The sequence below is a fragment of the Acinetobacter sp. CAU_H_60 genome (assembly GCF_058599385.1).
This window is the reverse complement of sequence record NZ_CM178653.1, coordinates 1,544,725-1,563,465: the sequence shown is the minus strand read 5'-3', so window position 1 is coordinate 1,563,465 and position 18,741 is coordinate 1,544,725. Positions and strand designations below refer to the sequence as shown.

The window sequence follows — 18,741 nt, the reverse complement described above, 5'->3', positions numbered from 1 at the left end:
TAACGCTATTTAGCTAAAAACAATGCAGAATTTATAGGTTTTTGAGACCTGTAATGATTTTTAAGTATCTTTAGAAAATTTAAAGTTCGCCAGATAAAATTTTAGGAAAATGGACCCAATCAAAACGAGAATCATCAGCACGATTTAATTGAAACATTCTTATTTCGCTGCGCTTTTATAGAAGGAATTATGATCTGATTCAGATCATCTAACTCTTTTCTAAATCTATCAACAATCTAAAAATTTCGCATTGTGAAATAAAATTCTAACTATAATTTTTAATTAAAGCTAGAAAAATTTGCTTTTTTGCTTAAAAAATAAAATTTTTAATAATTTTTCTTGCTCAAAATGAATTTTTATGATTATTTATTTCGTATTACGAAACTAAAATTAAAGGGTAAAGGAATTTACCCAGATGAACTAAATAACATGGAGATTCCTATGATTCGCGATCCGGAAATGCTTGAGCAACTTCTTTCGACTATTCGTAACTTTGTCAAAAATGAACTAGTCCCTTTAGAACATGAAGTTGAAGAAAGTAACGCGATTCCTGAGCGTATTGTCGAGCAGATGAAAGAATTGGGTCTGTTTGGCTTAACCATTCCAGAGGAGTACGGCGGTTTAGGTATCACCATGGAAGAGGAAATTCTGGTCGCAATGGAATTAGGCCGTACATCGGCTGCATTCCGTTCTTTGATCGGGACCAATAACGGGATCGGTTCAAGCGGGATCGTGATTGATGGTACAGAAGAGCAAAAACAGAAATACCTGCCACGTTATGCGACTGGTGAAATCATTGGTTCATTCTGTTTAACTGAGCCGGATTCAGGTTCAGATGCTGCATCTTTAAAAACCAGCGCGGTCAAGGATGGCGATTACTATATTCTAAACGGTACCAAACGTTTTATTACCAATGCACCGCGTGCAACGACATTTACGGTGATGGCGCGTACCAATCCTGATATCAAAGGTGCAAGCGGCATTTCTGCATTCCTGGTAGAAGCGAATACACCGGGCCTAAGTCTGGGCAAAATTGATAAAAAAATGGGCCAACACGGTTCATACACTTGTGACGTGATTTTTGACAACTGTAAGGTTCATAAAGATCAGCTGATCGGTGGTGTTGAAGGCATTGGCTTCAAAACTGCAATGCGTGTCCTAGATAAAGGCCGTCTGCACATTGCTGGCTATAGTGTAGGTATGGCAGAGCGTATGCTGGAAGACGCTTTAAATTATGCAGTGGAACGTAAGCAGTTCGGTCAACCGATTGCCAATTTCCAGCTCATCCAAGGCATGCTGGCAGACTCTAAAGCTGAGATTTATGCAGCGAAATGTATGGTTCTAGATGCTGCTCGTCTGCGTGACGAAGGTAAGAATGTGACCACAGAATCTTCATGCGCGAAAATGTTTGCGACTGAAATGTGTGGCCGTGTAGCGGATCGCTGTCTGCAAATCCATGGTGGCGCAGGCTATATCAGTGAATATTCAATTGAACGTTTCTACCGTGATGTGCGTTTGTTCCGTCTGTATGAAGGTACGACCCAAATCCAGCAAATCATCATCGCACGTGAAATGATTAAACAAGCGACCGCGTAAGCAGCAGATTTTAGAATATTGGAAATATTAAAATGAGCACAAGAATTAGATTTGACTGGCAAGATCCATTTTTACTGGAACAGCAACTGACTGAAGAAGAACGCATGATCCGTGACAGCGCGCATGCGTACTGTCAGGATAAGCTGATGCCACGTGTACTAGAACAGTTCCGTCATGAAAAAACCGATCCAACGATTTTCCGTGAAATGGGTGAGTTAGGTTTACTTGGTCCAACCATTCCAGAACAGTACGGCGGTGCAGGTTTAAATTATGTTAGCTATGGTCTGATTGCCCGTGAAGTAGAACGTGTGGATTCCGGTTACCGTTCAATGGCCAGTGTACAAAGCTCGCTAGTGATGGTGCCAATCAATGAATTTGGTTCTGAAGCACAGAAACAGAAATATTTGCCAAAACTGGCGACCGGTGAATACATCGGTTGTTTCGGTCTGACTGAACCAGATCATGGTTCTGATCCAGGCAGAATGATTACTCGTGCCAAAAAAGTCGATGGTGGTTACCGTCTGACTGGCGCGAAAATGTGGATTACCAACAGTCCGATTGCTGATGTCTTTGTGGTTTGGGCAAAAGAAGTGTCTCCTGAAGGCAATGTCGGTGACATTCGTGGCTTTATTCTAGAAAAAGGCTGGGAAGGGCTTTCTGCACCAGCGATTCACGGTAAGGTCGGTCTGCGTGCTTCGATTACCGGTGAAATCGTGATGGACAATGTTTTTGTTCCAGAGGAAAACGCGTTCCCGGAAATTCGTGGTCTAAAAGGTCCATTTACCTGCCTGAATAGTGCCCGTTATGGTATTGCTTGGGGTGCGATGGGTGCAGCGGAATTCTGTTGGCATACAGCGCATCAATATACCATGGACCGTAAACAGTTTGGCCGTCCATTGGCTGCGAATCAGCTAATCCAGAAAAAACTGGCAGACATGCAAACTGAAATTGCGTTAGGTCTGCAAGTCGCTTTACGTTTTGGCCGCATGAAAGATGAAGGCATTGCATCAGTTGAAGGAACTTCTCTGATCAAGCGTAATAACTGTGGTAAAGCTTTAGACATTGCCCGTTTAGCGCGTGACATGATGGGTGGTAACGGGATCTCTGATGAATTTGGTGTAGCTCGTCATTTGGTGAACCTGGAAGTGGTCAATACTTACGAAGGTACACACGATGTACACGCCTTGATTCTAGGTCGTGCTCAAACAGGTATTGCTGCATTCTCCAACTAAATGCAGATCAACTTCTAGCCAGCATTGCTGGCTAGTTTGTTTTGGCTGACTCTAATTGAAGTCAGCCAATCCAGTTCTGGGATGGATTTTAAAAATCTAGTCAGTTTCAGAATTAAAGATTAATTAAATATTCTATGTTTCATTTAATTAATTAGGTGAAACATAAACTTCTAAAGGGCACAGGAGTGCCAGCAAAGTGTAAAGGACATTATGAATACGCTTAATTCACAACAAAACCTTCTACCAGAAGAAAATATGCCTAAGAAAAAGGTCTGGATTCTGGCTTTTATCTTTTCATTTTTAGCGTTATTGGTAGATGGTGCAGATCTTGCACTATTGGCCTACAGTCTAACCAGCCTTAAACAAGAATTTTCTTTAAGTAGTATTCAGGCAGGTGCACTCGGTAGCTGGACACTTGCTGGTATGGCCATTGGTGGCTTTTTTGGTGGCTGGGCTTGTGACCGCTTCGGACGAGTGCGGGTGATTGTTGTTGCGATCGCTTTATTCTCTTCATTAACCTTCTGGCTGGGCTTCACTCAAAGCTATGAAGAATTCAAATGGTTGCGATTCTTTTCAGCGATTGGCTTAGGTGCCCTCTATATTGCCTGTAATACGCTTATGGCAGAGTATGTACCAACAAAATATCGTTCTACAGTACTTGCTGCTTTAATGACAGGTTGGACATTAGGCTCAGTGGTTGCCACTGTACTTGCAGGATGGTTACTTCCAGAACTAGGCTGGCGCTACCTTTACTATATTGCCATTGTTCCGATTGTTCTTGCCATTGGCATGTTCTTCCTGGTACCAGAACCACAAGCTTGGTTAAAGGCACGTCAAGAAAGATTGGCAGCCAAAGCCAGTGGCGTAGTGCAGGAAAAACCGAAGAATACGTTTAAAATGATCTTTGCCGATGCTTTAAGCCGTCGCATGTTCATCCTCTGGTCGTTCAGTACCGCATTTTTACAGTTTGGTTATTACGGTGTAAGTAACTGGTTACCGGCTTATCTGGAATCAGATCTCGGTATTAAATTTAAAGAAATGACCACCTATATGATTGGGACCTTCCTGATCATGATGTGTACCAAAGTGATCGCGGGCATTATTGCGGATAAAATTGGTCGTCGCGCAGTATTTGCTTTCGGTACCATGGGCACCGCCATCTTTATTCCCATCATTGTCTTTGGCAACACACCGGACAATATCTTATGGCTAATGCTGTTTTTCGGATTCCTTTACGGTATTCCATATGGCATTAACGCGACTTATATGACTGAAAGTTTCTCTACCAAAGTCCGTGGTACAGCTACAGGTGGCGCTTATAACATTGGCCGTCTAGGCGCAGTATTGGCACCTTTAACCATCGGTTATTTTGCGCAAGGTGGCTCAATTGGTACAGGTCTACTTATCATGAGTGTGGCTTATTTTATTTGTGGTTTGATCCCAGCGATTTTCATTAAAAACCGTTTATTTGACCCACAAAAAGCTGACTAATTGATGAATCAAACATTTATAAAGACAGGAAGATGCTAGGAAGCAATTAAATGAATAAAATCACACAGGATATCGAAACCATACTCAAGCAGATTCCAGATGGTGCGCATATTATGACCAGTGGCTTCGGTCTGGCAGGACAGCCAATCGAACTGATTGAAGCCCTGATCGATATTGGTCCTAAAGATCTGACCATCATCAACAATAATGCAGCTTCTGGTGATCGTGGCCTAACCAACCTGTTATTGTCTGGACTGGTAAAGAAAATGATCTGTTCATTTCCTCGTGCCAATAACTCCAAGGTGTTTGAAGAGCTGTATAAAGCTGGAAAGGTTGAACTAGAGTTGGTACCACAAGGCAACTTGGCTTGCCGTATCCAGGCAGCGGGTGCAGGTCTGGGCGCTATTTTTACCCCAACAGGTTACGGCACCAAGATTGCTGAAGGCAAAGAAACCCGTCATATCAATGGTAAGGATTATGTGTTGGAATATCCAATTCATGCGGACTATGCCTTGGTTTATGGCAATCAGGCTGATCAATGGGGCAACTTGACCTACCGTAAAGCAGCGCGAAACTTTGGCCCGTTAATGGCAAAAGCAGCCAAAACCACGATTGCTCAAGTACATGAAATTGTAGAGCTAGGCGAGCTTGATCCAGAGATTATCGTAACACCAGGTATTTTTGTGCAGCATGTGGTGAAGGTAGGAGATATTAAATAATGACAATTCAAAAACGTACACGTGAACAAATTGTAGAAAAAGTTGCACAAGATATTCCAACCGGTTCTTATGTGAATTTAGGTATTGGTTTACCAACACGCGTTGCCGGTTATTTAAAACCTGAACAGGATATTGTGCTGCATTCTGAAAATGGCGTTCTGGGTTTTACCGCTTTAACTGATCCTGAACAGGCTGATGATGATCTGATTAATGCTGGTAAAGAACTGGTCAGCATGCTGGATGGCGGCAGTTTTATGAACTCTGCGGATTCCTTCGATATTATGCGTGGCGGCCATTTAGATTTCTGTATTATGGGCGCCTTTCAGGTTGCTGTGAATGGTGATCTCGCTAACTGGCATACTGGTGCACTAGATGCGGTTCCAGCGGTGGGTGGGGCGATGGATCTGGCGGTTGGTGCTCGTTGTGTCTATGTTTGCATGGAACATGTCACTAAAAATGGCGAACCACGGATTGTGGAAGAGCTGACTTATCCAATTACCGGTAAAAACTGCGTTGACCGCATTTATACCGATTTGTGCATTATTGAACTCAAAGATAATCAGGCTTGGGTGCTAGAAATGGTGGATGGCTTAAGTTTTGAGGAACTTCAGCAACAGACAGGTTGCAAGTTACTTGATGGCCGTGCAGCTGCACAGTTAAAAGCATCAGTATAATAATTCTCTAAATCATTTAAACATGATTAAAAATCGCAGCTTAGGCTGCGATTTTTTTATGCGCTTAGTTGCATATTCTAAAAACGGACATTTCTATTTTTAGCTTACAATTAAATTTTGTATAATCGCCATTATATTTAATAGAATGGAGTTCAATAAGAAATTTTCTTATTTGGATGAAGATTTAATAGTATGCGTAAATTTCTTCTTTTTCCAAAAAAAATAGATTATCGCTAAATAGGGTAAGAGAATAAAAATAACACCAAGTCCTAAAAATGTATATCCTAAAGGGGCTATTCCTCCGATAGCCAATATCATTATAATTAAGACTTGAATGGGACATTCAGCTATGAAGTCTATAAATATTTTTTTAAAGTCTTTTTTATTTGTCATTATTTGAATCCTATTTTTTTTAAATTGGTAAATCTCTCTAAATTTTTCAGTTGTAAGAGCATAATAGATTGGGCTTTTTATAATTTTTCATGTTTCACGCTTTATAAATAAGCAATGTTCCACGGTTTTATGTAGTCTCATTTAACTATAAACGGAAAAAATGTCCCGATGCAATAAGAATAGATATCCAAGTAATTATGGTTTAGTAACATTCTCTATTTAAGTGAAAAAAGAATTCAATACTTGACCTGAAAATGATGCTGGCAGGAGCCGAGTTCTTTTTAAACTGGGGGCAGTCCTAAATTTCACAGCAAAGAATTCAAAATGGAAATGCAGAGATAATGTGTCATGTACTGCGCACCCAATCTTATATTCTATGAGTGCACAATGTATGAGTTTAGATTGATTAGGATTGGGACTGGATATTGACCAGATTGCGTTCGCGGCTTAGGTCGTAGCGGTTAATACTAAAGATTAGCAGGGCAAAGACAAAGCCTAATGCAACGCAGGCTGACCAGCCATACATTTTCCATAGGTTGAGTGATAGAAACGCACCAATCCCGGCACCTGAAAAGTAACAGGTCATATAAATGGCATTAATACGGGAACGGGCCTGCACCGAGATCCGGTAAACCAGATTTTGGTTTAAGACGTGCAGTGAAGAAATCCCAAAATAGGCAGGAATTAAACCAATGATATATACCCATAAATAGCTCTGCGCAAAAAATAGGGGAATCCAGGCCAGAATTAATCCTGTGGTAGCGAGTTGTGCGACCCATTTTTCTCGGTGCCGTCCAATCATTTTACCGGTCCATTGTGATGACCAGATGCCGACTATACCAACGATGCCCATCAAGCCAATCTGGAAATCATTAAAATGATAGGGTGCTTCCGCCAGCACAAAAGTCATGGTGGTAAAAATAATACTCAGCATACCAAAGCCCAAACCACCAATGATGCTGCGTCGAATCAGCATCGGTTCGGTTTTAGCAAAGGTAAATAGTGAGCGATAAATCTGCAAGATGCTCATCTGTAGCTGACTTTTCGCCTTAGGTAACTGATACCACATGGCGATACTCAATATGAGAATAGAACAGCCACTCAATAGGTAAACGGCATGCCAAGACCATAAGGTAGAAATCAGTCCTGATACAGTCCGGGCAAACAGGATGCCGACCAAAACACCACTCATCAGCAGACCAACCACTTCAGCACTTTTTTCTCTTTGAGACAGGTTGGCCGCAAAAGGAATCAGAATCTGGGTGGTAATCGAACAGAAAGAGGCGAGCAGGGTAAAACCATACAGCATATGCAGATTAGTACTGGCAGAAAGCCCGATCAATGCCAGACCGGTACATAGCATGAGGCTGCAAATGTAGAGGCGTTTTTCAAATAAATCGCCTAGAGGCACAAACAAAAATAACCCAGTAGCATAACCAATCTGGGTTAAAACAACAGTCCAGCCCGACTCGGCTACACTGATATGCAGATCCTCTGCAATAGAATAAATTAATGGTTGGTTAAAATAGTTACAACCCGCGCAGAGTGCGCAGGTCATAGCCATCATAAACATAAATTTTCTTGAAATTTGCCCTTGGGCTGACATCCTTGTCTCCTAAGGCTTTAGAAACTATAAGTCGCTGATAAGTTCACACGAGAAACATCCGCTTCTCGATTATCAAAAGTTTCACGCTTACCGTGGTGATATTCTGCGCCCAGATTAATCTTTGGAACTGGAGAATAAATCACGTTAGCCACATAGTCGGTTAAACGTTTATTGGTTTCAGGATTCGCGCGTGCATAGTCGCTGGAATCATCAAAATCAACAACGCTGGCATTAATGCTACTACGTAGTTTTGGCGTAAATTTATGCGTAAAGCCGATATTTAAGCTATTAAATTCATTGAGTAAAAGTTCATTATTGATTGGGTCGACTGAATAATCACCACCCCAGGCAGCACCATCAGTTGTTGAACCTTGAGTCAAGAAAGCTGCAATACGCTGGTCGCCGACCATATGGAAATAGTTACCCTGGATCGAGTTTTGATCATCGAGATGATAACGACCACCAAGACCTACACCCCAACCAACTTTTTCAATATCACCTGTATCTGTTTGCGCCTGCTTTTGATTGACAAAGCCTTGAGCTAATACATGCAGCGGACCTGATTGATGAACATATTTAGTGGTTAAAGCAGGCAAGGCAGAAGAACGATCACCACCGGCCATGTACTCTAAACCGACATTCCAGGTATTTTCCGGATCAAGTTTAAAAGCATAACTGACTTGAGGAGTACGTAATATCGACCCGCCCAGGAACAGACTGTAATCTACAGCTTCTGTACTAATTTCAGGGGTGGACATCAGTGACCAGGCCTGACCAAATGTCCAGTTATAGTATTTTAAGTGGGCATGACGAACTCGTAATCCACCATCACCTTTACCATTATTGGTCCAGAAGTCCGCTTCTAAACGAGCAGAAACATTTGGGTTTCCACCGAGGTCTTTTGCCAGGAAACCAATTCGGCTGGCAGCTGCAGTAAAATCTGAACGGGTAGAGTCAGGTTCAGTAAAAGGGACTTTATTGATCTGGTTAATGGTACGGCCACGAGCTTCAGTGGTACTTTTGAAATCGACTGCGCCATCAAAGCGAATCAATCCATAAACATCGACATTATCCACCATCGAACTTAAAGTTTTAGAATCTTGTGCTTTGGCTTCTTCCTGCTGATTCTTTAACGCAAGTTGCGCGGCTTTTTGCTGTTCCAGTTCGGCCTGGATTTGCTTTAACTGTGATTCTAAGAACTGCATCCGGTCTTCAGATGCTTCTGCTGAAAATGTCTGTGCTGAAGCAATGCCACATAGTGTCGCTAAAACTAATTTTTTCATTTCTTAATCCCTAAAGAAATTTTCTGATATCTAAAAAGGAAAATCTTTCCTTGTCGTTGCTCTTATTGCTAAGTGCAGAAATTTTGACTTTTAAATAGTGAATACGCGATCAGTTCAACCCGACACATCCTGATCAGATCAAAGCATATGGATTCGATATTAAAGTCATGAAATTTGGATTCAGGAGAGCCGTAAATACACAGCTCTCCTGATTTAAAACTTATTCTGCTTTTTGCGGATCGTATAAACGGTCTTTAATAAACAGGGCTGGAATCAAGCCGCACAGGAAGTATGCTGCACCCATCACCATCAAGCCTGTACCAATCGAACCTTGCATCGCCAGATAGCCAATGGTAATTGGCGCGAAGATCGCACCGATACGGCCAATGTTGAACGCACCGCCTACGGCAGTACCACGAACGCCAGTCGGGAAGCTTTCAGTGAGATAGGTTGCGTTAATCGCATATGGAATACCATACAGGAAGCCGAAGATCAGCATGAGAACGCCAATGTTATCGGCGGTATGCATATACACGACAACAGGAATAAATAGCGCTGTTCCCATGGTGCCGAAAGCAAATACGATACGGCGACCAATTTTGTCAGCCACATAGCCTGCAATGATTTTGGCGAACATCATGGTGATAAAGGTACCTACCATGTATAACGCCATTTCTTTAAACTTGATGCCTAGTTCAGCTTCAAGATAACTTGGCAACCAGTTACTTACACCGAAGTAACCAAATAATAGGAACCCGGAGCTGAAAGACCACAGGATGAACATCTTGCCATGGGTCTTGTCTTTAAGAATGGTGATGTATGGATTGCCCTTTTTGGCATCGTTATCCACAATCTGACCAGTTCTTTTCATTTCACGGACACGCTTCCATGACTCAGGCTCTGGTACCATGAAATGCATGAGGATACCTAAAGCCAATGGAGCAATCGTGATCCAGTACAGCATACGCCAGCCGAATTCAGGAATAATCCAGCCTGAAAGCATGGTGATGACCAGAGAACCTAAAGTGAAACCGGTCATTAATGTTGCCAGTACGGTGGTACGGTATTTAGTCGGTACGTATTCTGACATCAGGGTATTACAGGCAATATATAAACAGCCTAAACCCAAGCACGAAAGGGTACGTAAAATCGCAAACTCTTGATAAGACTGGGCAAAACCTGAATAGGCAGATAAAATTGAGAAGGCGATGGTTGCTAATACAATGACACGTACGCGTCCAAACTTGTCACAAGCCCATCCACCGACAAAGCCACCAATTCCCATACCCAAAAGAGAATAACTTCCCAAGGCGCCAGCCTGTACAGAAGTCAGTCCCCATTCCGCTTTCAGACTGGTCAAGCTGAAAGCCAGAATACCAATGTCTGCACCGTCACATAGTAAAATCAAAAAAGCAAAGACAAAGGCCGTCATCCACAGACGTTTAGGTGCCTGCTTAACGGTGCCGTCGGAGGAGACCCCCGTTTTAGTTTCCTCAGCTACGATGGTATCGCTTGTCATTCTTATATCCTCTATAAATTAAAAGTAGCATTTCCTCTGCTACCGCTAAATCCATTTTCTTCCTCACGGAAAAGCATTTTCCTTATCTACGGTCTAAGCGTCTGTGCACATTCGTCCTGTTACGATCAGGCTGGATCTGATTTTTCCGTTTCACCTTGAGTGAAAAATCACTGAACAACGTAGTATCCTTATGACGGAAATTAATTTTTTTATTTTGTATTGTGGTTATTATTTACATAAATGAATAACCAAAATTCGAATTAAATAATTAATTCCGTATTGCGAAATCAATTAATCATAAAATAGCCAACTGAACAAGAGTTTTTACTCTAATTTTTATTAAAAAATAACTTTTTTGAGTTTTTGAGAGAAAAAATCTTGATTTATGGGTCTAGAAACCGTAGTTTTATATAAAATAAAATTTCGCTATACAAAATAAATGGAGATTTTTGATGGAACAGGTAGTTCAAGTAGAGCAAATCTCGACACATGTGGCGATGGTCAAGATCCATCGTCCAGAAGCTAAAAATGCCCTGAATACAGAAGTACGTCAGAAACTGGCTGCGGCTTTTCTGCAATTGAATGACGATGAAAATATCCGTGCCATCATTCTCACTGGTGGTGAAACTGATTTCGCAGCAGGCGCTGACCTTAAAGAATTAGCCAATGCTGAAACCATCCAGATGATGCAACGTCGTACTGAGCGTTACTGGCAAGCCATTGCACAGTGTTCAAAGCCGGTGATTGCAGCAGTAAACGGTTATGCATTGGGCGGAGGCTGTGAACTGGCGATGCATGCAGACATTATTATTGCTGGGAAAAGTGCCCAGTTCGGTCAGCCTGAAGTCAAAGTAGGGGTAATGCCGGGTGCTGGTGGTACACAGCGTTTATTCCGTGCCGTGGGTAAATTCCATGCGATGCGTATCATCATGACCGGTTGCCTGGTACCTGCACCAGAAGCGTATCAGATTGGTTTGGTGTCACAAGTAACGGAAGACAGCGAAACCCTGGCAACAGCAATCAAGATGGCTGAAGGTCTGGCAAAAATGCCGCCAATCGCGCTGGAACAAATCAAGGAAGTGGCTTTACTGGCTGAAGATGTGCCACTCAATGCCGGCTTAATGCTGGAACGTAAATCCTTCCAGATGCTGTTCTCTTCAGAAGATCAAAAAGAAGGTATGCAAGCCTTTATTGAAAAACGTAAACCAAATTATCAGGGACGATAAGCATGAGCATTCAAATTCAGAAAATCGGTATTATTGGCGTAGGTACGATGGGTGCGGGCATTGCCCAGATCGCAATTCAGTCTGGCCATGATGTCGTACTGTTTGATGCCAAAGCAGGTGCTGCTGAACAGGCACAGGAAAAGCTGGCTAAAACATTAAATACCTTGGCTGACAAAGGTAAATTCAGCCATGAAAAAGCTGCTGAAGATATTGCTCATTTATCGATTGCTCATCAGATCGAAGACCTGAAAGATTGCGATTTAATTGTTGAAGCGATTATTGAAAATCTGGAAATCAAACAAAAGCTGATGCAGCAACTTGAAGGCATTGTGAAACCGGAAGCAATTCTTGCGTCCAATACATCTTCACTGTCAATCAGTGCAATTGCTGCCAACTGCAGTCAGCCGGAACGTGTTGCTGGTTATCATTTCTTTAACCCGGTTCCACTGATGAAAGTGGTTGAGGTCATTGAAGGCTTTAATACCCGTGCTGATATTGTAGATGCGCTCACTCAGCTATCTACGAAAATGGGACATCGCCCGGTAAAAGCCAAAGACACCCCAGGGTTCATTATCAATCATGCTGGTCGTGCTTTCGGTAGCGAAGCCTATGCGATTCTGAATGAAAATGTTACTCCATTTTATGACATTGATCGCATCTACCGTGACGGGATCGGTTTCAAGATGGGGCCATTCGAGCTAGGCGATCTGACCGGCATGGATGTATCGCATCCAGTAAGTGAATCGATTTATCACCAATATTATGAAGAAGCGCGTTACCGCCCAAGTGTGATTACCCGCCAGCGTTTTATTGCCAAACAATTAGGCCGTAAAACCGGTAAAGGTTTTTACGATTATACCTCAGGGAGCAAAGTAGGTGATGTGGCTCCAACCTTGGTTGAAAAGCTGGATCAATATCCATCGGTTTGGTTAGGTACAGAATATAGCGAAGACCGTCAGGCGCTTGAGCAATATCTGCAGCAGTTCAACATCCAGATTGAGCAAACTGAAACACCTTCAGCAGATGCTTTAATTTTAATTGCCACTTATGGCGAAGATGCCACTTCAGCCGCAGTCCGCTATCAGGTGTCTCCGCAGCAAGTAGTCTGCATTGATCTGCTTTATGGCCTAAATAAACACCGTACCTTGATGCCAACGTTTGTGACCAAAGCTGAACTGGTAAACGCAGCGCAATCGATTTTCAATCTGGATGGTGTGACCGCGAGCACAATTCAGGAAAGTGTTGGTTTTGTGGCTCAGCGTGCTTTGGCAATGATTGTGAATCTCGGCTGTGATATTGCCCAGCAAGGTGTTGCCACTGTAGAAGACATTAATATTGCCGTGAAATTAGGCCTTGGTTATCCATACGGCCCAATTGAATGGGGCGATGTATTAGGTGCTGAAAAAATTCTGAAAATTTTAGACCGTATGACTGCGATTACTCGTGACCAGCGTTACCGCCCAAGTCCTTGGTTGCGCCGCCGCGTTCAGCTCGGTTTAGCTCTTGTTCATACTACACATTAATTAAAAAGTTAAAGGAATAACACTCATGTTAAATGCCTATATTTATGATGGTTTACGTTCACCAATCGGTCGCCACGCAGGAAGCCTGGCCACTGTGCGTCCAGATGATCTAGCAGCAACAGTTATTAAAAATCTGTTAGAAAAAACCGGTATTCCAGCAGCTGACGTAGAAGATGTGATCTTTGGCAGCACGAATCAGGCCGGTGAAGACAGCCGTAACGTGGCTCGTTTTGCGGCACTGCTTGCAGGTATGCCAGTGACAGTTCCGGGTCAAACGGTAAACCGTCTTTGTGCTTCAGGCTTGGGTGCTGTGATTGATTCAGCACGTGCTATTACCGCAGGTGAAGGTGAGCTGTATATTGCAGGTGGTGTAGAAAGCATGACGCGTGCACCATTTGTAATGGCTAAAGCTGAAAGCGCGTATTCACGTGATGCAAAAATCTATGACACCACGATTGGTACACGTTTCCCGAACCGTAAATTTACCGACCAGTTTGGCGCGCACAGCATGCCAGAAACAGGTGATAACGTCGCTGAAGAGTTTGGCATTACGCGTGAACAGGCAGATACTTTTGCTGCTGCATCACAAGCGAAATATCAAGCTGCAAAAGAAGCAGGTTTCTTTGAAGGTGAAATTACCCCGATTGAAGTTTCACAAGGGCGTAAATTACCGCCTAAATTAGTGACTGAAGATGAACATCCACGTCCATCTTCAACATTTGAAGCATTATCCAAGCTAAAACCGCTTTTCGAAGGTGGTGTAGTGACTGCGGGTAACGCATCAGGTATCAATGACGGCGCTGCAGCACTGATTATCGGCAGTGAAAAAGTTCAGGAACAGTATGGCTTAAAACCTTTAGCACGTATCCTGTCTTCTGCAGCCGCTGGCATTGAGCCACGCATCATGGGAGCAGGCCCAATTGAAGCGATTAAAAAGGCAGTACAGCGTGCGGGTTTGACGCTAGACGATATGGATATCATCGAGATTAATGAAGCCTTTGCCAGTCAGGTATTATCTTGCCTGAAAGGTCTGGATGTCGCTTTGGATGATCCGCGTGTCAATCCAAATGGTGGTGCGATTGCCATTGGTCATCCACTGGGCTGTTCGGGTGCGCGTTTAGCTTTAACCGTTGCACGTCAGTTACAGCGTACCGGTAAAAAATATGCCGTGATCAGCTTATGTATCGGTCTGGGTCAAGGCCTGGCGATGGTGATTGAAAACCCTGAAGCTGCATAACAGCTTAAGTCATCACCTAAATGCCATGTATATGTGATATGCATGGCATTTTTTATTGGGATTTTTCTTTCAAAATAAAAATCCCTGCACATGCAGGGATTGATTACATCAGTGTAATGATTTACTTACGGGCAGTGACTAATAAAGTCGCTGAACCAAATGCATAAACTTTACCTTCTTTATCGACAATCCGGCCTTCTGAGGTCAGTACATTACGTCCGATCCGGATGACTTCACCAATCGCAGTATAGGTTTCACCACTTTTCATTGCTTTCAGCATTTTCACATTCAGGTCAATTGTTGAGAAACTGACACCTGCATCTATTGTCGTATGCACGGCAGCGCCAGTAGCACTATCTAGAACCGTTGCACAAAAGCCGCCATGAATTCCGCCTTGTAAATTGTAATGGCGCTGATCAGGACGCACTTCATATTCCACATAGTTTTCGCGCACTAAGGTCAGACGCATGGGAATAATTTCACTCATGGCTGAACTGGAAATTTCCCCATTTTTAATTGCGGTGAGATATTCAAGTCCGTTTAATTGTGATGTGGGCATATCTACTCCTTGTAACGATTTATTTCGCTTTATGAAATAATATTCTGTTTTTCTAAAATTATGATATAACAGATAGTGATCGAAATGCTATATTTTTCCAGGATGGAATGATGACAATAAAAAATCTCGTCACAGATGCTGAATGGCAGGCACGCTGTGAACTCGCAGCGCTTTATCGCATTATTGCGCATTATCGGATGACTGACCTGATTGATACCCACATCAGTTTAAGAGTCCCAGATCAACCAGACTGCTTTCTGATTAATCAATATGGAGTCGCGTTTGAAAAAATGCGTGCTTCCACATTAGTCAAAATCAATCATAAAGGGCAGGTGGTGGAAAGCTATGAACAAGACAAGCCAGTAAATATGGCTGGTTTCGTGATTCACTCTGCGATTCATGAAGCACATCCTCATCTGAACTGTGTCATTCATACGCATACCGCGGATGGAATTGCTGTTTCTGCTCAGAAACACGGGCTTCTCCCAATTTCCCAGCACGCCATGAAATTTTATCAGCATGTGGCCTATCACGAATATGAAGGCGTTGCGCTTTCAACTGATGAACAAGAACGCTTAATTCAGGACTTAGGCAGTCATCGTGCCATGATTTTACGTAATCATGGCCTATTAACGGCTGGAGAGACTATTGCACGGGCTTTTCATGAAATCTATTTCCTAGAACGCGCCTGTCAGGCACAGGTCAAGGCCTTAAGTGGCGGTGCTGAATTGCATTATCCAGCAGAAGAAGTCCGAATTAAAACCGCTAAGCAGTTCGCCAGTCCTCTCATTGAACCGATTTTACAGCGTGCCTGGCAGGCCGCTTTGTCCCTGATTGAGCATCAATATACGGAGTATGCATCATGATTGTTATTTCCAGTTCTGTACCGAATATTGAGGCCATTCTACTCAAGTCTTTTCAAAAATATGCGCCTGCTGGCAGTTTCTGTACAGTGGACAGTCCTGAAGCTGAACATGCAACCACAGTTGCTGCCTGGTTTCCAGATCTGGAAAAAGTGCAGAAGCTACCAAAGTTGGGTCTGATTCATTCGATTGCTGCTGGAGTAGAACATTTAAATTTAAATACTGTACGCCCAGATCAAGCCGTTTGTCGGGTACTGGATCCGCATCATCAAAAGGGCATGTTTGATTATCTGCTTTGGGGTGTACTGTATTTTCAACGTTATTTTGACCGCATGATCCAGCAGCAAAATCAGCAGCTCTGGAAGCAGTATCGCCAGAGCTATAGCCATCATATCCAGATCGGGATTATGGGACTGGGGCATATGGGCGGTTATGTAGCAGAACGTTTCGCAGAAATGGGCTATCAAGTCTCTGGTTGGTCGAATTCCCCAAAAGACATTAATCAAGTCAAAAGTTATGTGGGCCAAGAACAGCTTTCCGAGTTCCTGGCTCAAAGTCAGATTCTGATTAACCTGCTACCACTCACCGAAGAGAATACTGGGATTCTTTCTGCTGAATTATTTCAGCAACTGCCTGAACAGTCAGCTTTGATTCATGTCGGGCGTGGCCAGCATTTAATCGAGCAGGATTTATTGGATGCACTGGATTCTGGCCATCTACGTGGTGCGATTGTTGATGTCTTTGAGCAGGAGCCATTACCTGCGGATCATCAGTTTTGGCAGCACGAAAAAATTGTGGTGACACCACATGTGGCCTCACATGCCCCAATGTCTGTGGTGGTAGAGCAGATACTGGAAAATGACCGTCGTTTAAATCAGGGTCTGGATTTGTGTCATCAAGTGGATGTCAATAAAGGCTATTAATTGTAGGGATACAGACAAAAAATAAGGAATTGATGATGTGGGAAATGATTCAGACCCAGGTTCAGCAAGGCGTCGCCACTTTAAGTTTTAACCGTCCAGATTCACTGAACAGTTTCAACCGGCAAATGCATGAGGAAGTGCAGCAGGTGCTGAAAAGCTGGAATACGGATTCAGACATTCGGGTAATTGTGATTCGGGGTAATGGCCGGGCATTTTCAGCGGGACAAGATCTAAAAGAACGTGCTGGGCAGCTCGGCAATGTGCCTTTACCACCAGAGGGTTCGCTGGCCAAATATTATAATCCTTTGATTAATCTGATCCGCAAAAGTCCCAAACCGGTGATTGCAGCGGTAAATGGTGTGGCTGCCGGTGCAGGGGCTAATATCGCTTTGGCTTGTGATCTGGTCATTGCCAAGGAAAGTGCCAAATTTATTCAAGCCTTTTCTAAAATTGGCTTGATTCCCGATGCCGGCGGTACCTGGATGTTGCCGCGTTTAATTGGTTATGCACGCGCTATGGCACTGACTTTACTCGGTGAACCTGTGTATGCCAAAGACGCGGCTGAAATGGGCATGATCTGGAAAATGATCCCTGATGCAGAATTTGATGCTTATATCGATGACCTTGCACAGCGACTAGCACAACAGCCAACTTATGCGCTGGCTTTAACTAAACAGGCGCTGCAACGCAGTGCGGAAAATAGCATAGACCAGCAACTGGAGCTGGAACAAAACCTGCAATATCTAGCCTTGAGTAGTCAGGACTATAAAGAAGGTGTACAGGCCTTTGTCGAAAAACGCCCCGCACAATTTACCGGACGCTAAGGAGAGCATTCATGAAAATTCAAACGCGTATTACCGAGCTTTTAGGCATTCGCTATCCGATTATTCAGGGCGGCATGATGTGGGTCGGTACCGCAGAAATGGCCAGTGCAGTCTCCAATGCAGGTGGTTTGGGAACGCTGACGGCATTGACACAACCCACACCTGAAGCGCTGACCAAGGAAATTGCACGCTGCCGTGAAATGACAGATCAGCCTTTTGCAGTAAATCTGACTTTATTGCCCGCTGTAAACCCACCGCCGTATGCCGAATATCGTCAGGCCATTATTGAAAGTGGCATCAAGATAGTAGAAACGGCAGGCAACAAGCCGCATGAACACATTGAAGCCTTTAAACAGCACGGCATCATTGTGATTCATAAGTGTACCTCGGTCCGTCATGCACTTTCGGCACAAAGAATCGGTGCGGATGTGATCTCGATTGATGGTTTTGAATGTGCCGGCCATCCGGGTGAAGATGATATTCCCGGACTGATTCTGATTCCTGCAGCCGCTGATCAGCTTACCGTACCAATTGTTGCTAGTGGTGGTTTTGCTGATGGACGTGGTCTGGTGGCAGCACTTGCTTTAGGTGCTGAAGGCATCAATATGGGGACACGCTTTTGTGCTACTCAAGAAGCGCCAATCCATCCAAACATCAAGCAATTTTATGTCGACAATGATGAAAGGGCAACGCATCTGCTTTACCGTCAGTTCAGGAATACGGCCCGTGTTGCCAAAAATGCAGTATCTGATCTCGTCGTTAAAATGGGTGAAGATCCAAATCTGGAATTTGAACAGATTCGCCCTTATGTCAGTGGCTTAAAAGGCAAGCTGGCTTTGGAGAATGGCGATGTTGATGCAGGCATACTGACAGCAGGTCAAGTGATGGGATTGATCCATGACATTCCAACCTGTCAAACGCTGATTGACACTATCATGCAAGAAGCAGAACAGATTGTTCAGCAACGTTTGGCTCAGTTTTTCCCGCGCTAGATCGCTTTATTTTAATCATTTAATCAAAAGCCATTCATTACCGAATGGCTTTTTTATACCAAAGTTTTAATTTTTAAATGT

At 43.3% G+C, this 18,741-nt stretch carries 17 protein-coding genes; 12 read left to right on the top strand and 5 right to left on the bottom strand.

All coding sequences use genetic code 11. From position 1 onward, the window contains the following. Nucleotides 1-441 precede the first annotated feature (441 nt). The 5 genes from AC4MBN_RS07245 to AC4MBN_RS07225 all read left to right on the top strand — a co-directional run bounded on the left by AC4MBN_RS07245 (nt 442) and on the right by AC4MBN_RS07225 (nt 5,712). Nucleotides 442-1,596: an acyl-CoA dehydrogenase family protein gene (locus tag AC4MBN_RS07245; protein ID WP_034171043.1), complete on the top strand. Its 1,155-nt coding sequence runs from the start codon at nt 442-444 to the stop codon at nt 1,594-1,596. Nucleotides 1,597-1,628: 32 nt separating this feature from the next. After that, a complete protein-coding gene (locus AC4MBN_RS07240; RefSeq protein ID WP_491880046.1) occupies nt 1,629-2,828 on the top strand; it encodes an acyl-CoA dehydrogenase in 1,200 nt (399 codons plus the stop codon). Between the two features lie 210 nt (nt 2,829-3,038). Further along, nucleotides 3,039-4,319 (top strand): MFS transporter, encoded by a 1,281-nt coding sequence (locus AC4MBN_RS07235; RefSeq protein WP_004785691.1) that lies wholly within the window; start codon nt 3,039-3,041, stop codon nt 4,317-4,319. A 50-nt stretch (nt 4,320-4,369) separates the two neighbouring features. Continuing rightward, on the top strand, nt 4,370-5,038 hold the full coding sequence (locus AC4MBN_RS07230) for a 3-oxoacid CoA-transferase subunit A (protein ID WP_005235708.1): 669 nt from the start codon (nt 4,370-4,372) through the stop codon (nt 5,036-5,038). Next, complete coding sequence (locus AC4MBN_RS07225) at nt 5,038-5,712, top strand: 3-oxoacid CoA-transferase subunit B (protein WP_200228520.1); 675 nt, start codon at nt 5,038-5,040, stop codon at nt 5,710-5,712. Before AC4MBN_RS07230 ends, AC4MBN_RS07225 begins: the two co-directional genes overlap by 1 nt. A 168-nt stretch (nt 5,713-5,880) precedes the next feature. Here AC4MBN_RS07225 and AC4MBN_RS07220 read toward each other — a convergent pair whose 3' ends face one another. From AC4MBN_RS07220 to AC4MBN_RS07205, 4 genes are all read right to left on the bottom strand, one after another. After that, nucleotides 5,881-6,105, bottom strand: a complete 225-nt coding sequence (locus AC4MBN_RS07220; protein ID WP_419364332.1) for a hypothetical protein — start codon at nt 6,103-6,105, stop codon at nt 5,881-5,883. Nucleotides 6,106-6,511: 406 nt separating this feature from the next. Further along, nucleotides 6,512-7,711 carry an MFS transporter gene (locus tag AC4MBN_RS07215; RefSeq protein WP_214001199.1) on the bottom strand — a complete coding sequence of 400 codons (1,200 nt, stop codon included), beginning with the start codon at nt 7,709-7,711 and terminating at the stop codon, nt 6,512-6,514. A 17-nt stretch (nt 7,712-7,728) separates the two neighbouring features. After that, a complete protein-coding gene (locus AC4MBN_RS07210) occupies nt 7,729-8,994 on the bottom strand; it encodes a DcaP family trimeric outer membrane transporter (protein WP_491880045.1) in 1,266 nt (421 codons plus the stop codon). 220 nt (nt 8,995-9,214) lie between these two features. Next, the gene (locus AC4MBN_RS07205) at nt 9,215-10,513 is read right to left on the bottom strand and encodes an MFS transporter (RefSeq protein WP_419364326.1); all 1,299 of its coding nucleotides are present in this window, start codon (nt 10,511-10,513) and stop codon (nt 9,215-9,217) included. Nucleotides 10,514-10,965: 452 nt separating this feature from the next. Between AC4MBN_RS07205 and AC4MBN_RS07200 the strand changes: the two genes are divergently transcribed. Genes AC4MBN_RS07200 through AC4MBN_RS07190 form a run of 3 tightly spaced genes read left to right on the top strand, consistent with a single transcriptional unit; the run spans nt 10,966 to nt 14,499 of the window. Next, a complete protein-coding gene (locus tag AC4MBN_RS07200) occupies nt 10,966-11,739 on the top strand; it encodes an enoyl-CoA hydratase (protein ID WP_004785705.1) in 774 nt (257 codons plus the stop codon). Nucleotides 11,740-11,741: 2 nt separating this feature from the next. Next, on the top strand, nt 11,742-13,262 hold the full coding sequence (locus AC4MBN_RS07195; protein ID WP_491880044.1) for a 3-hydroxyacyl-CoA dehydrogenase: 1,521 nt from the start codon (nt 11,742-11,744) through the stop codon (nt 13,260-13,262). Between the two features lie 25 nt (nt 13,263-13,287). Further along, the gene (locus AC4MBN_RS07190) at nt 13,288-14,499 is read left to right on the top strand and encodes a 3-oxoadipyl-CoA thiolase (protein ID WP_491880043.1); all 1,212 of its coding nucleotides are present in this window, start codon (nt 13,288-13,290) and stop codon (nt 14,497-14,499) included. Nucleotides 14,500-14,620: 121 nt separating this feature from the next. On the opposite strand, the gene AC4MBN_RS07185 is transcribed toward AC4MBN_RS07190, so the two are convergent. Then, nucleotides 14,621-15,058 carry a PaaI family thioesterase gene (locus AC4MBN_RS07185; protein ID WP_419364322.1) on the bottom strand — a complete coding sequence of 146 codons (438 nt, stop codon included), beginning with the start codon at nt 15,056-15,058 and terminating at the stop codon, nt 14,621-14,623. 110 nt (nt 15,059-15,168) lie between these two features. Between AC4MBN_RS07185 and AC4MBN_RS07180 the strand changes: the two genes are divergently transcribed. From AC4MBN_RS07180 to AC4MBN_RS07165, 4 genes are read left to right on the top strand one after another with little or no spacing between them, the layout of a single operon-like run. Next, nucleotides 15,169-15,924: a class II aldolase/adducin family protein gene (locus tag AC4MBN_RS07180; protein WP_491880042.1), complete on the top strand. Its 756-nt coding sequence runs from the start codon at nt 15,169-15,171 to the stop codon at nt 15,922-15,924. Then, on the top strand, nt 15,921-16,844 hold the full coding sequence (locus AC4MBN_RS07175; protein ID WP_491880041.1) for a 2-hydroxyacid dehydrogenase: 924 nt from the start codon (nt 15,921-15,923) through the stop codon (nt 16,842-16,844). Before AC4MBN_RS07180 ends, AC4MBN_RS07175 begins: the two co-directional genes overlap by 4 nt. 35 nt (nt 16,845-16,879) lie before the next feature. Then, the gene (locus AC4MBN_RS07170) at nt 16,880-17,668 is read left to right on the top strand and encodes an enoyl-CoA hydratase-related protein (RefSeq protein WP_491880040.1); all 789 of its coding nucleotides are present in this window, start codon (nt 16,880-16,882) and stop codon (nt 17,666-17,668) included. An 11-nt stretch (nt 17,669-17,679) separates the two neighbouring features. Then, nucleotides 17,680-18,660 carry an NAD(P)H-dependent flavin oxidoreductase gene (locus tag AC4MBN_RS07165; protein ID WP_491880039.1) on the top strand — a complete coding sequence of 327 codons (981 nt, stop codon included), beginning with the start codon at nt 17,680-17,682 and terminating at the stop codon, nt 18,658-18,660. The last annotated feature ends 81 nt before the right edge of the window (nt 18,661-18,741 follow it).